This window comes from Deltaproteobacteria bacterium, assembly GCA_016178705.1.
Taxonomy (GTDB): Bacteria; Desulfobacterota; Binatia; order HRBIN30; family JACQVA1; genus JACOST01.
This window is the reverse complement of record JACOST010000031.1, coordinates 75,974-89,426: the sequence shown is the minus strand read 5'-3', so window position 1 is coordinate 89,426 and position 13,453 is coordinate 75,974. Positions and strand designations below refer to the sequence as shown.

Here is a 13,453-nt window from a genome sequence, read left to right as displayed (position 1 = left end):
GCGCCGGACGCCCGCTTGCGGATCGACCACGCCACAGTTTCTGATCGCGCCGTCCTCCTGATTATCACGTGGGCAGGCACCCGCGAGGGCGGCGCTTTCGAGATCGCCAAGGTCGGGGTTTTCGAGATCGACGATTTGGGAAGGATCCGCTGCATCGACCAATACGATCTCGACCAGGTCGACGCGGCCCGAGCGCGCTTCGCGGAGCTTGTCCTGGGCCCCGTCGAAGCGTTGCGGCCGGACCCGTTGCGCATCCTGCCGAACGCCGCGTCGCTCGCCCGCGATCGCGCGCTCGAAGCCTTCGCGGCCCGCGACTGGCTCGCGCTTCGTGCGCTCACGAGCCGCGACATGGTCTGGGAGGATCGCCAAAAGCGCGCGTTGCTGACTGGCGACGTCGAACTCTGGATATCGAGCTTGCAAACCGTCTCACCCTGGGTCCGGTTCGAGCACGAACTCATCGCCACGGTCGGTGATAGGGTCGCGCTCGAACACGTCGGCTGGGTGGGAGGGCCCAAGGGGGGCGAGTTCCAGATCGAGCAGATTACCCTTACGGAGGTCGACGCGGACGGGCGGATACGAGCGTCGATCACTTTCGACCTCGACGATCGCCGCGCCGCGTTCGCCGAAGCACACGCCCGCTTCGTGGCCGGGGAGGCGGCCGCGATCGGGGGACAGACTCCCATCGTTGTGCTGGCCCGCGCCTTCGCGCGGCGCAACTGGGAAACCCTGCGCGGATGTCTGGCCGACAACCTGGTGTTCCGCGACCATCGCACGCTAGGCCTGCTCGGCGAGCTTCGTCGCGACGAATGGGTTGAGTCGTTGCGGGTGCAGACCGATCTGGCACCCGACGTGGACGTGGAGACACTTCGGGTCATCACGTGGAACACCCATGGTCGGGTCGACCTCAGCCGGGCGTACGGGATCCTGCGTGACGGTGGCCCGTTCGAGAACGTCATGCTCCGTGTCATCGTAACTGACGGTGATCACATCCGGCACTGGGATCTCTTCGAGGTCGGCGACGGCGAGCGGGCACTCGCGCGCTTAGAGGAGTTGTGCGTTGAGTGTGCGCAACCGTGAGGCGCTAGAATGCAACGCACGGACATCCTCTCAACGCCAACGACTGACCGAAAGGAGATGAACCCATGAGCACAGGCACACTGTTCGATCGTCTGGGTGGCTATAGCGTCATTGCCGCAGTGGCCAGCGATCTACTGCCGCGTTTGCAAGGCGACGCGCTGCTCGGTCGCTTCTGGCAACATCGCGGCACGGATGGCCTCCAGCGCGAGAAGCAACTGCTGATCGATTTCTTGAGTTCGAGCGCGGGAGGGCCGCTGTACTACACCGGACGCGACATGAAGACCTCGCACGCCGGGATGCGCATCAGCGAACGCGACTGGGCGGCCTTCCTCGGGCACCTCAACGCCACGTTGGACGCCTTCAAAGTTCCCCAGACCGAGCGCGACCAGGTCGTCGCCTTCATACAGAGCACGAAAGCCGACATCGTCGAAGCGTAGGGCATCAAATGCGGAGTGGCGAATGAGGAGTGCGGAATTGCCGCCTCATTCCACTCCGCATTCCGCACTCCTCATTCCGCAATCGGCACTCCGCATACGTTGTTCCGCATTTGAAGTCTCGCGACCCGCGTGATTTACGACGCGCATGAAGCTTGGACTGCAGATTGGCTATTGGATGATGGGGCCGGAAGATCCCATCGATCTCGTTCTCGATGCGGAACGCTTGGGTTTTGATTCGGTGTGGACCGCGGAAGCGTACGGCTCGGACTGCTTCTCACCACTATCGTGGATCGGCGCGCGCACGAAGACGATCAAGCTCGGAACTTCGGTGATGCAGATCTCGGCGCGCACACCGGCGTGCGCCGCGATGACCGCGATGACGATCGATCATCTTTCCGGCGGCCGACTGATTCTTGGCATCGGCGTCTCCGGTCCGCAGGTCGTCGAGGGCTGGTACGGCCAACCATTTCCACGTCCGCTCGGGCGCACCCGCGAATGGGTCGAGATCTTCCGCGCCATCGTCCGCCGCGAAGCGCCGGTGAACTTTCAGGGCAAGCACTATCAGATGCCGTTTCAAGGCGGCACCGGCTTAGGCAAACCACTCAAGTCGATAGTGCATCCGCTGCGCGACACCATCCCGCTCTATCTCGGTGCCGAGGGTCCGAAGAACGTCGCGCTCGCCGCCGAAATCTTCGACGGCTGGCTGCCGCTGTTCGTATCCCCGTTCCGCATGAATATCTTCGACGAGTCGTTGAAGCACAAGAAGCCGGGCTTCGAGCTGGCCGGTACGGTGACGGTGAACATCAACGACGATCTCGAACAGGCACTGCTGCCGACCAAGATGATGCTCGGCTTCTACCTCGGCGGCATGGGCGCGCGCAGTCAGAATTTCCATCTCAACCTGATGGATCGGATGGGTTTCGGCGACGAGGCGCGCCAGGTGCAAGATCTCTTCTTTGTCGGCGATCGTGCCGGCGCATTTGCCGCCGTCCCCACTGCGCTCGCCGACGAGATCTCCCTCTGCGGTCCAGCCGACCGCATCCGCGAGCGCCTGCAAGCGTGGAAGAAGTCGGGCGTGACGACGCTGCTCGCCGGCACGCGCGATCCGGCGGCACTGCGACTGCTGGCTGAAACGCTGCTGTGAGGAAGGGGCTGGGGGTTGGCGCAAGAGCAACTGACGACTGCCCTCTGCCGACTGCCTACTGCTTCTCAAAGCTGCATCGACTTGACCTGCAAGTATTCTTCGAGCCCGTACTTGCCCAGCTCGCGACCGTGGCCGGACTGTTTGTAGCCACCGAACGGCGCCAGCGGGTTGTAGCGCCCGCCGTTGATCGCGACTTGTCCAGTACGGAGCTGGCGCGCGACGCGCTTGGCGCGCTCCGGATCTCCGGACCACACCGCGCCTGACAAACCGTAAACGGTGTCGTTGGCGATGCGGACGGCGTCTTCTTCCGTGTCGTACGGAATGATTGACAGCACCGGCCCAAAGATTTCTTCCTGCGCGATCGTCATTTCGTTCGTCACATTGGCGAACACTGTCGGCTTGACGAAGTAGCCTGTGCTCAACCCGTTCGGTGCGTCAGCGCCGCCGGTGACCAACATCGCCCCTTCCTCGATGCCCTTGCGGATGTAGCCACGCACGCGTTCGCGCTGCGTCGCCGATATCAGCGGACCCAGCTTCGTCGTATCGCCGAGCGGATCGCCGACAGTGAACTTCTCCGCCGCTGCCCGCGCCAGGCCGACCGCTTCTTCATGCCGCGCCCGTGGCACCAACATGCGCGTCAGCGCGCTGCAGGTCTGGCCGGAGTTGAGGTAGCACTCGCCGACGCCGGAGGTCACGGCCTTCGTCAGATCGGCGTCGTCAAGAATGATGTTGGCGGACTTGCCGCCCAGTTCCAGCGCGACGCGTTTTACGGTGCGAGCCGCGAGCTCGCTGACGCGTTTGCCAGCGCGCGTCGATCCGGTGAACGAAACCATGTCGATGTCGGGATGCGCCGCGATGGCTTCACCGACGACCGGGCCGGTACCACTGACGAGATTGAACACGCCCGTCGGCAGGCCAATGCCGTCGATGATCTCCGCCAAGATGAACGCCGTCAGCGGCGCCACTTCACTCGGCTTGAGCACCACCGTACACCCGGCCGCGAGCGCCGGCGCCACCTTGGCGACGACCTGATGCAGCGGGTAGTTCCACGGCGTAATGCAGCCAACGACGCCGACGGGCTCGCGCACCACCAACGAGTTGCCGATCTGTTCCTCGAACTTGAACTCGCCGAGCAGCTTCGCATAGCTCCCCGATACCAGCGCCGGTAGTCCAGCTTGAATCGCCTTCGACAGCTTAAACGGCATGCCGACTTCAGCGGTAATCGTGCGCGCGATCTCCTCGCTGCGCGCGGCCAACCCCGCGGCGATCTTCTCGATCCACGTCGCCCGCTCCGCGGCCGTCGTCTGCGACCAACTCACGAACGCCGCCTTCGCCGCCGCGACCGCCTGATCGACATCCGCCGCTGTTCCGTCGGGTATGGATCCCATCACCTGCTCGGTCGCCGCGTTGATCACATCGATTGTGGCGCCGCCGCTCGACCGCACCCACGCGCCATTGATGTAGATCTTGTCGTACGTTTGCATCATCGGTCCTCTCTCAAGCGCAACTCGCGCTACTCGGGCTTGGTATATTCGAATGAAGCGCCGGCAAATCCGGTCAGCTGCTGGATCGGCCTGGCGGTACCTTGCAGCAGACTGCCACCGGCCGTGAAACCGCCGTCGACAACCATCGCCGCCCCGGTCACGAAACTCGATTCGTCGCTGGCGAGGTAGAGCGCCATGTTCGCGATGTCATCCGGCACCCCAGCCCGAGGAATCGGCTGAAGCGCCGCCATGAACTGCGCGGTGACAGGCTCACCACCGGGAACGCGACCGGAGATCAGTGGCGTGTTGATCCCGCCGGGGCAAATGCAGTTCACGCGGATCGAATCCTTGGCGAGTTCGATGGCGACCGAACGCGTCAGATTGATCACCGCCGCCTTGGCCGCGCTGTACGAGTGCGGACCAGCGGCGCCGCGGATTCCCGCCACCGACGCGGTCGAGATGATCGACCCGCCGCCTTGCTTCCGCATCGGCGCCACCGCGTGCTTGATGCCGAGGAACACGGCGCGCAGCAACACGTGTTGCGTCCGGTCCCAATCCTCGACGCTGGTCTCTTCGATCGGCCCGATGGCGCCGCCCAAGCCCGCGTTGTTGAACAGAACGTCGAGACGCCCATACTCCTTCAGCGTCCGCGCAACGAGTGCCTTGATGTCGACTTCACTGGCAACGTCGGCGCGCTGAAAACACGCCCGACCTCGCGCGGCCACGCACTGCGCGACCACGGCGTTGCCGCCATCCGCGTTCAGGTCGCTCACCACCACCGCCGCGCCTTCTTTCGCGAACCGAATTGCGGTCGCGGCCCCGATGCCGCTCGCTGCGCCCGTGATCACTACCACCTTACCGTCGAGTCGTCCCACCGTTCGAATCCTCCTTGGTCGGCAAACACTACGGTGGTGCGCGCGCATGGTCAACGGGGTGAGTCCAGCGATGGGTTACATGAGCGAGCCCGAAAGCGGCACGGCGCAGAATGGCCCCTCGATACGCAGCCCTTCGATACGAAGCCTTCGGCTTCTACTTAGTGCCGCTACTCGGGGAAGCGGATCTTTTGAGGCAGTTCAAGATCCGTTTGCCCGAGTAGATCGCGAGGCGATCGTATCGAGGGCCGGCTGGGGCACAGCCGCCCCTGGGCTCTCGTTGCATTTGGCGCTACAACGTTCCTCGCGAGGAGATGCACATGCCCTTCGTTCAAGATCCACCCCAACTTGGCAATCAGTACCGCGACGACCGCGTGCTGCGCGATCATCTCGCGCGCACCGTGCCGCCCGATGTCGCGGCCGATATCGCGCCGTCGCTCGACGACATGGGACGGCGAGCAGCGGAGGATTTGTTCGAGTTGAACGTCCGCTACCGCACCGCCGAACCGGAGCTGATTCAGTGGGATGCGTGGGGCAATCGCATCGATGAGATTCGCATCACCCCCGCGTGGAGGGAATATGCGCGCGTCGCGGTGGAGACCGGGCTGATCGCCACTGCCTACGAGCGCCGCCACGCCGAGCATTCGCGTGTGCATCAGATGGCGCTCGTGTATCTCTTTCATCCATCGAGTCAGGTTTACACCTGCCCGCTATCGATGACCGACGGCGCGGCGCGCACACTCGAATTGCAGGCCGCGCCGGCCCTGCGCGAGCGCGCCATCCCGCGTCTGACCTCGCGCGATCCCGCGCGCGCATGGACCTCCGGCCAATGGATGACCGAACAAGCTGGCGGCTCCGATGTTGGCCTTTCAGAAACCATCGCGCGTCAGTCGCCGGAAGGCTGGCGGCTCTACGGTAAGAAATGGTTCACGTCGGCGACGACTTCCGACATGGCGCTCACTCTTGCCCGTCCCGAAGGCAATGGCCCCGGCGGGCGCGGCCTGGCGATGTTCTATCTCGAACAACGCACGCCGGACGGACGCCTGAACGGCATTCGCATCAATCGACTCAAAGACAAGCTCGGCACGCGCTCGGTGCCCACCGCGGAGCTGGAACTCGACGGCACGCTCGCCGAGCCGGTGGCGGGACTCTCCGACGGCACACGCAACATCACGCCGATGCTCAACATCACGCGCACCTGGAACGCCGTCTGTGCCGCCGCCGCGATGCGTCGCGGTGTCGCCCTCGCGCGCGACTACGCGCGCCGTCGCGTCGCCTTCGGCGCACCACTGTCGGAGAAACCGCTCCACCTCGACACGCTCGCCGCGATGCAGGCCGAGACCGAAGCCGCGTTCGCGATTGTGTTCCACGCCGTTGCGCTGCTCGGCCGCGAAGAACTCGGAGTCGTCAGCGATGAAGAGCGCGCCGTGTTGCGGGTGCTGCAACCGATCGTGAAATTGACCACCGGCAAGCAGGCGCTCGCGGTTGCCAGCGAGACCCTCGAAGCCTTCGGCGGCGCCGGCTACGTCGAGGACACGGGGTTGCCAGTGCTGCTGCGCGACACGCAGGTGTTGTCGATCTGGGAGGGCACGACCAACGTACTCTCGCTCGATGTCTTTCGCGCCATCAGCCGCGAAGGTGGTCTCGCGCCGTACCTCCACACCATCCGCCAGCGCGCCAGCGTCGCTGGACATGCGAGCCTCATTCCCGCCGCGCGCGCCGCGGTCGCCGCAGCGGACCACGCGGAAGCGTGGCTGGCGGAAGCGCAGCGACACAACGAAAGCGCGCTCGAAGCCGGCGCCCGCCGGTTTGCACTCACGCTTGGCCGCGCAATGGAGTTGGCCCTGTTGATAGAGTCGGCCGAGTGGGCGATCGCAAACCGTCATGACGGCCGCGCCGCCGCCGCCGCAGTCCGGTTTGCGAGTGCCGGTGTCGACTGCCTCAACGCGCCCGACGAAGTCGAGGCGTCGAATCGCGCGCTGGCGATGGACGAAGATCTTGCACTCGCTTAGTATCCGACGGGCTGGAGCAGAACGTGGAGGACGCCTTCAGGCAGCACGTGGAGCAGCTTCATCCAAAATACGAAGCGCTCATGCGGATGGAGCCCGTCGTGCTTGAAGGTTTGCCGAGGAAGGTTCCGACGTCAGGCATCTATCTCTTCTCGGAGGGCACTTCACATCTTTACGTCGGACGGTCGAAACGACTTCGGGATCGCCTGCGCTATCACAGCAGTCCCGCGGAAGACGCACCGTTCGCCTTCAAGCTCGCGCGCGCGCAGAGCGGCAACACCAAAGCCTCCTACTCGTCGCAAGGGTCTCGCAAAGATCGATCTCCTTGCGGATCCGCAATTTCGGGTAGCGTTTCAAGAAGCCAAGGAGCGCATCCGTCGGATGGAGATCAGATTTGTCGACGAACCCCATCCTGTGAGGCAGACCCTCTTGGAGATCTACGTCACCATCGCGCTCGATGCACGTTACAACGATTTTGACACTCACTGAGAAGGAGTCGGGACCCGCTCAACTTCTTGAACATCCCCTCGGCTCCGCATGTCCGTCGAACGACTTGCCGTTTGAGCGAGAAAGTGAAGCCGATGGACCAGATGGATTCTTATGCAGCACCAGATGCGCCGCTTCACAGCGTCGAGCACTTATGGCTGCATCGAATGTCCGACATCATCGGTGCGCTCGTTCGCGCCGGGCTGCGCATCAACTCCTTCGAGGAGTATCCGTACGTCGCATGGCCCATGTTCCCGTGGATGGAACAGCGGCCCGACGGCGCCTGGCAGTTTCCGGAAGGCGTGGACACATCCCGCCGATGTTTTCGCTCACCACCAAGGATGCGTGACCGGCGTTCGGAAGCGTTTGGAGAGATTCGTCGCTTAGAATGAAACGTTGCCTGGCTTCACCTCGGTCGCGCATGGCGTTCTTCGCCGTGTTGTTGGTTCTCCCGACGGGCGAAGCCATTCACGCCGCCGATGTCTGGACGATCAGTGGACCTGAAGCCGCCGACGTCCGAGCGCTGGCGATTGATCCCAAGACTCCGACGACGATCTATGTCGGCACCGCCGGCGGCGGCATCTTCAAGACCATGGATGGCGGTCGCCAGTGGCACGGCGCCAGTCGGGGATTGGTCAACGGCTACGTCAGCGTGCTCGTGATCGATCCGCGCCATCCGAGAATCCTCTACGCAGGCACGGACAATCAGGGTGTGTTCAAGAGCACCGACGGCACGGCGAGCTGGCATGCGATCAATCACGGACTCGACCGCTTCGGAGCGATCTGGGCCATCTCTATCGATCCGCGCGCCTCCAACACTCTGTACGCGCTGGCGCAGGAGCTGGAAACGGGGATGGCGCATAGCGCGCTATTCAAGACGACGGACGGCGGACGAACTTGGTACGTCCTGGACATGCAGATCGAGTACGGCGGCCGCGCGCTGGCGATCGACGCGAAGAGTGGCGCGGTGTACGCCGGCACAGGGAGTGGGGTCCACAAGAGCACAACCGGTGGCGCGAGCTGGAGCTTCTTGCGCTTCAAGAAGTCCGACACGCGCGGCCCGTGGGTAACGGCGCTGGCGATAGATCCAGTCAGGCCCAGTACTGTGTATGCCGGTACTGACTTTGGCCTCTTTCGCAGCCGCGATGGCGGCGAGAGTTGGGAGATAGTCAACGGGTTCTGGACGGTGCGGGCACTAGCTCTTGATCCGCACGCGCCACAAACCGTGCACGTGGCAACCGAGGATGGCCTGCTGCGCACTCGGGATGGTGGCAAGCACTGGATACGGCTCGATTCAGCCTTCGGACTGCAGGCGTTGGCATACGCCCGCTCGTCTCCTTCTACGCTCTATGGAGGCACCTCTGGCGACGGCGTCATCAAGAGCACCACGGATGGAAAGACCTGGCAGCTCGCGAGCCACGGCCTGGCGAGCAGCCACATTCAGTCGGTCGCAGTCGATCCTGCAGCGCCGAAGACTATCTATGCCGGCGTCTATCGCCGAAGCATTTTCAAAAGTGTGGACCAAGGCAGCAGTTGGGAGAACATGAGCCCGCGCTGGCTGGACGGCGCGGCGGTTAACGTGTTGGCCGTCGCCCACACCAAGCCAGCGACGATCTACGCCGGCACAGGCGACATCTGGTCGGCGCGACCGTGGAGGGGGGGCTGGGCGATGAGTTCGGATGAAGGACACACCTGGCGCTGGCCTACCGCGAACTTCGACGAGCGTTCGGTCGTACAGACAATCGCCATCGACCCCATCACACCGACCACGGCATATGTGGGCACGAACGGTATAGTCGTGCAGGGAATAACCAGCGGTGGGACTGTGTTTCGCACTACGGACGGCGGCGCAACTTGGACCGGCGTGCGTCTCGATCTCCCGCTGCAGTCCGCCGGAATCTATGGTCTCGAGATCGATCCGGCCAAACCAACAACGGTCTACGCCGCGACGGGCAAGGGCATCTTCAAAAGCACGGACGGCGCCATCAGTTGGCAGCTTCTGGCATTGGCGGACAAGTGGTTCTGGGCACTCGCGATCGATCCCGCGACAACCGCAACGCTCTATGCCGCGACCGGTTTCGACATCTTGAAGAGTACGGACGCGGGGCAAACGTGGACGGTCGTGAGCGATGGGATGCCGAAGGCCGTCGCGCGCGCGCTGCTGGTTGATCCGTCGTCGACCAACACGGTCTACGCCGGCAGCGATGATGGGCTGTTCGTGTCGACGAACGGCGGCGCTGTGTGGCGCCGCGTGCAGGCTGGTCCGATGAACACGGCAGTGAACGCGCTGGCGATTGATCCGACTGACCGCAACACGATCTATGCTGCAACGGACGCTGGAGTGTCACGGGTTCACCTCGGCGACCAACCACGTTCCCGTTCGCAAACGGCCGCAGAGAGCCCGAGCCGTTGAAGCGCCAGCTGTCCTGCCACTGTGCCGACAGGCTTGGGGACACTCCGCGTTCGTGAAGAAACCCAGACTGGAACACAGCCTGTCTGCCGACGTCGCCCGCGCTACGGAGGACAACCGTCGCTAGATCTCTGCATGGGCGGGCGCCGCGAGATGTGGCGCTAGTACCCTTCCAGCTCCGCGTAGCGATTGCGGTGAAGGGCCGCGTCGCCAAACGTCAGCTGCGTCGCGCGGGCGCGTTTGAGGAAGAAACCGACGTCGTGCTCGTCGGTCATGCCGATGCCACCGTGCATTTGGACGCCGTCGTTGCTTTCAGGGGTTCTCAGCGGATCTCGGAACCGTCATCACGCCGGTTGCCGAGCGGGCTAACTAAAGCCACCACCGGAAACGAAACCATACGATGTCCGATCGGAAGGGTTTCGGCAACGTCCACGAGATCTTCCAGTACCGATGCGATTCGGTAGGGTTGAACAAGGCGGTCTCTTCGCTTCACCGCGCCCCGATAGTAGACTCGGGCGCGGAGTCCAGGATGCGACGCGCCGATCGACTGTTTGAGATCATCCAGCGCTTGCGACGCGGGCGCGTCACGACCGCGCACTCCCTCGCCGAACAGCTCGAGGTCAGCGAGCGCACGATCTATCGCGACATCAGCGACCTGATCGCGTGCCGCGTGCCCATCGAGGGAGCGGCGGGGGTCGGCTACTCGCTCCGCAAGGGCTACGACCTCCCGCCCCTCATGTTCAAGGAAGACGAACTCGAGGCTCTCGTCTTCGGCGCGCGCATCGTCCAGAGTTGGACTGACTCCGAGATGGCGCGCTCAGCCGACGCCGCGCTCGCGAAGATCGAGAACGTGCTGCCCGACCACCTGCAGCGCCTCCTCGCCGATCACTCGCTCTGGGCTCCCGTCAGCAAGAGCCAAGTGGCGCTGGCGTTCGACCTGGCACAGCTGCGCGCTGCCATCCGCGCTCAGCGGAAGGTCCGCTTTCGCTACCGAGACGAGAAGGGCGGCGAGACCCGTCGCACGGTGCGCCCCTTAACCATCTGGTTCTACGGTCCCGTCTGGCTGGGGGGCGCATGGTGTGAGTTGCGCAATGACTTTCGCTTCTTTCGCCTCGAACGCATGCGCGACGTCGAGTTTCTCGATGAGGTCTTCCCACTCGATCCCGGCAGGACGGCCGAGGATCTCCTGCGCACAATGCTCGGCCGCGCATAATCTGCACTTCCCTCAACTCTCCTGACAGAACGGTGTCAGGAGGGTGCGGTTATCCTCCTCTGCAGAGAATCCTACAGAAACGAGGAGGAGTGCGTATGGCAGCAAGAATTCTCGATCATCCAGGAACCGGCGAGCGGCTGATCGTGCACACGGCACCGGAGGAGTCGGCGGGAGCCCTGCTCCTCTTCGAGTATGTCACCGGACTGTCGATGCCCGGAGCCCCGGACCACTCGCACGCCGACCAACAGGAACGCGTCGAGGTCCTCGCCGGAACGTTGCACTGCCGAGTCGACGGGCGCGAGCGCGTGCTCCAGACGGGCGAGGCGATCGTCATTCCGCCTGGCGTGCCGCACGCAGTATGGAACGGCGAGACGGGGGAATCGCGGTCGATGGGGGAGTTTCGGCCGGCCGGCGAGACCCTCGCGACGCTCGAGGCGTACTTCGGCAGAGGTGACGCATGATTGAGATGAAGACGACTCGTCTCGGAGCCCTTGAGTTCCGCTACGCCGAAAGCCCTGGTCCGAATCCTCCGATCCTCTTGCTTCACGGCGCAACGGACTCCCTTGAGAGCTATCTCGCGCCGTTGGGGGAACTCGCCGGGCATTTTCATCTCTTTGCCCTCGATTTCAGAGGCCATGGTTTTTCGGAGCGTTCACCAGGAAGGTACCGAATCCGCGACCACTCCGGGGACGTTCAAGCCTTCCTGGCGACCGTGATACGCCGGCCGACCATCATCGCCGGCCACTCGCTCGGAGCCCTCGTTGCGGCCTTCACCGCGGCCCTTGCTGACGACCTCATTTGCGCCGCCTTTCTCGAAGACCCGCCGCTCTACACTGCCCAAATGCCCAGGCTAAGGGCGACCCCTGACTACCAGATCTTCCTCGGGATCCGAGAAGTCCTCAGCAACTACCACCAAAGCGGACAATCGGTCGAAGAGTTGGCCGAGATCGTCGGTGCCTGGCCCATCCATCCGATGCTGTTTGACGGGAAGCCACTCCTCGAGATTGCGGGCGCGGGTGTCGTCAGAGCGCGGGCCGAGTCTCTTCATCGAGTCGATATCGGTGTCCTGGATACCCTCCTCGATGGGACGCAGTTCGATGGATTCGCTCCCGACAATGGCATGGTAAGGATTCGGTGCCCACTTCATGTCGTGGCCGGCGACACATCCCTTGGTGGGACGATCGATCGACAAGACCTGGAGCACTTGAAGTCGCTGATTTCCCACCTTAGCTACCGAGTGCTTCCGGGCCTGGGCCACTTTATCCATCACACGGCGCCGACCCTATATGCGCAGGAACTTCGTAGCTTCGCTGAAGGCTTGCGCTGAGATGGATGCTGCTCGGCGTAGCTGGCGCCGAATACAAGGCGGGGCCGCGTTGCGGCCGGTCCAAAGGAGGTTACATCATGGAAACTTTATTCACCGGTGGCTGCGCGTGTGGCGCAATCCGCTATGTGTGTACCGCTGAGCCGGTTATATCGCTCAACTGTCATTGCCGGGACTGCCAGAGATCGAGTGGCAGCGCCTACGCTTCCGGAATATTTGTTCCGGCAGAAGCACTCACATTCACCGAGGGCGACCCCAAGTATTATGTCAGCACCTCAGAGAGCGGGAATATCGCGAGTCGTGGGTTCTGTGCGGCCTGCGGATCTCCGGTCGCTGCAAAGCAGTCGGCGTTCCCGATCTTCATCATCTACGCGGCGAGTCTGGACGACCCGGCCCGCCACCGTCCGACCATGGACATCTTCATGTCCAGCGCGCAGCCGTGGGATCATACGGACCCCGCATTGCCGAAGTATCCGAGAGGAATCGAGTAACAGCCCGTAGTGCCTCACTCAACGGCGCTGCGTTGAGCCGCAACTGCCCAGGACAGTCGGACCGTGAACTTGATTGCGTGCTTCGAGGCGTATGCTCGCGACTTCGAGCAGACGTTCGTTGACGACGACTGGAGTCGTCTGGAGCCGTACTTCACCGAGGACGCGGTCTACGTGACGTTGGATCCCCCCGTGCGGCGTCAAAACGGCCGTGAAGCCGTTCTTACGGCGCTACGCCGCGCGGTCTCGAGCTTCGATCGCCGCTGCACGTCACGGGTGCTCGAGACTACGCACGGTCCAGCGCAGGCTAGCAACCAAGTTCGCCGCGAGTGGGCTTGCACCTTCACCTGTGCCGGTGCGCCACCCCTCCGCATCTCCGGACTGGAGCGCGCGGTGTATGACAAGGATCGCATAAGCTTCCTCGAGGAGCAGCTCACAGCGGAGTCCCGGCAACTCTTCGATCAGTGGCTGCATGCGCACGGAGCGAAGCTGGCATCCAAGTAGCCGCG

Annotated in this window: 13 protein-coding genes; 11 read left to right on the top strand and 2 right to left on the bottom strand. The window is 63.5% G+C overall.

What is annotated here, in order from left to right; genetic code table 11:
- The first annotated feature begins 15 nt into the window (after positions 1-15).
- From HYR72_23535 to HYR72_23525, 3 genes are all read left to right on the top strand, one after another.
- Positions 16-1,077, top strand: coding sequence for a nuclear transport factor 2 family protein (locus HYR72_23535; protein ID MBI1817962.1), 1,062 nt, complete (start codon positions 16-18; stop codon positions 1,075-1,077).
- 65 nt (positions 1,078-1,142) lie between these two features.
- The gene (locus HYR72_23530) at positions 1,143-1,514 is read left to right on the top strand and encodes a group 1 truncated hemoglobin (GenBank protein MBI1817961.1); all 372 of its coding nucleotides are present in this window, start codon (positions 1,143-1,145) and stop codon (positions 1,512-1,514) included.
- Between the two features lie 145 nt (positions 1,515-1,659).
- A complete protein-coding gene (locus tag HYR72_23525; GenBank protein MBI1817960.1) occupies positions 1,660-2,658 on the top strand; it encodes an LLM class F420-dependent oxidoreductase in 999 nt (332 codons plus the stop codon).
- A gap of 65 nt (positions 2,659-2,723) precedes the next feature.
- Here HYR72_23525 and HYR72_23520 read toward each other — a convergent pair whose 3' ends face one another.
- On the bottom strand, positions 2,724-4,142 hold the full coding sequence (locus HYR72_23520) for an aldehyde dehydrogenase family protein (GenBank protein MBI1817959.1): 1,419 nt from the start codon (positions 4,140-4,142) through the stop codon (positions 2,724-2,726).
- A gap of 29 nt (positions 4,143-4,171) precedes the next feature.
- A complete protein-coding gene (locus tag HYR72_23515) occupies positions 4,172-5,017 on the bottom strand; it encodes an SDR family oxidoreductase (protein MBI1817958.1) in 846 nt (281 codons plus the stop codon).
- Positions 5,018-5,334: 317 nt separating this feature from the next.
- On the opposite strand from HYR72_23515, the gene HYR72_23510 reads away from it, so the two are divergent.
- The 8 genes from HYR72_23510 (at position 5,335) to HYR72_23475 (ending at position 13,448) form a co-directional block, all read left to right on the top strand.
- Complete coding sequence (locus HYR72_23510) at positions 5,335-7,026, top strand: acyl-CoA dehydrogenase family protein (GenBank protein MBI1817957.1); 1,692 nt, start codon at positions 5,335-5,337, stop codon at positions 7,024-7,026.
- Positions 7,027-7,583: 557 nt separating this feature from the next.
- Positions 7,584-7,901: a hypothetical protein gene (locus HYR72_23505; protein MBI1817956.1), complete on the top strand. Its 318-nt coding sequence runs from the start codon at positions 7,584-7,586 to the stop codon at positions 7,899-7,901.
- 29 nt (positions 7,902-7,930) lie between these two features.
- The gene (locus HYR72_23500; protein ID MBI1817955.1) at positions 7,931-9,922 is read left to right on the top strand and encodes a hypothetical protein; all 1,992 of its coding nucleotides are present in this window, start codon (positions 7,931-7,933) and stop codon (positions 9,920-9,922) included.
- Between the two features lie 526 nt (positions 9,923-10,448).
- Positions 10,449-11,132, top strand: a complete 684-nt coding sequence (locus HYR72_23495) for a YafY family transcriptional regulator (protein ID MBI1817954.1) — start codon at positions 10,449-10,451, stop codon at positions 11,130-11,132.
- 95 nt (positions 11,133-11,227) lie between these two features.
- Positions 11,228-11,593, top strand: coding sequence for a cupin domain-containing protein (locus tag HYR72_23490; GenBank protein MBI1817953.1), 366 nt, complete (start codon positions 11,228-11,230; stop codon positions 11,591-11,593).
- The gene (locus tag HYR72_23485; GenBank protein ID MBI1817952.1) at positions 11,590-12,459 is read left to right on the top strand and encodes an alpha/beta hydrolase; all 870 of its coding nucleotides are present in this window, start codon (positions 11,590-11,592) and stop codon (positions 12,457-12,459) included. Before HYR72_23490 ends, HYR72_23485 begins: the two co-directional genes overlap by 4 nt.
- Before the next feature lie 77 nt (positions 12,460-12,536).
- Positions 12,537-12,947: a GFA family protein gene (locus HYR72_23480; protein ID MBI1817951.1), complete on the top strand. Its 411-nt coding sequence runs from the start codon at positions 12,537-12,539 to the stop codon at positions 12,945-12,947.
- Between the two features lie 63 nt (positions 12,948-13,010).
- Positions 13,011-13,448, top strand: coding sequence for a nuclear transport factor 2 family protein (locus HYR72_23475; GenBank protein MBI1817950.1), 438 nt, complete (start codon positions 13,011-13,013; stop codon positions 13,446-13,448).
- The last annotated feature ends 5 nt before the right edge of the window (positions 13,449-13,453 follow it).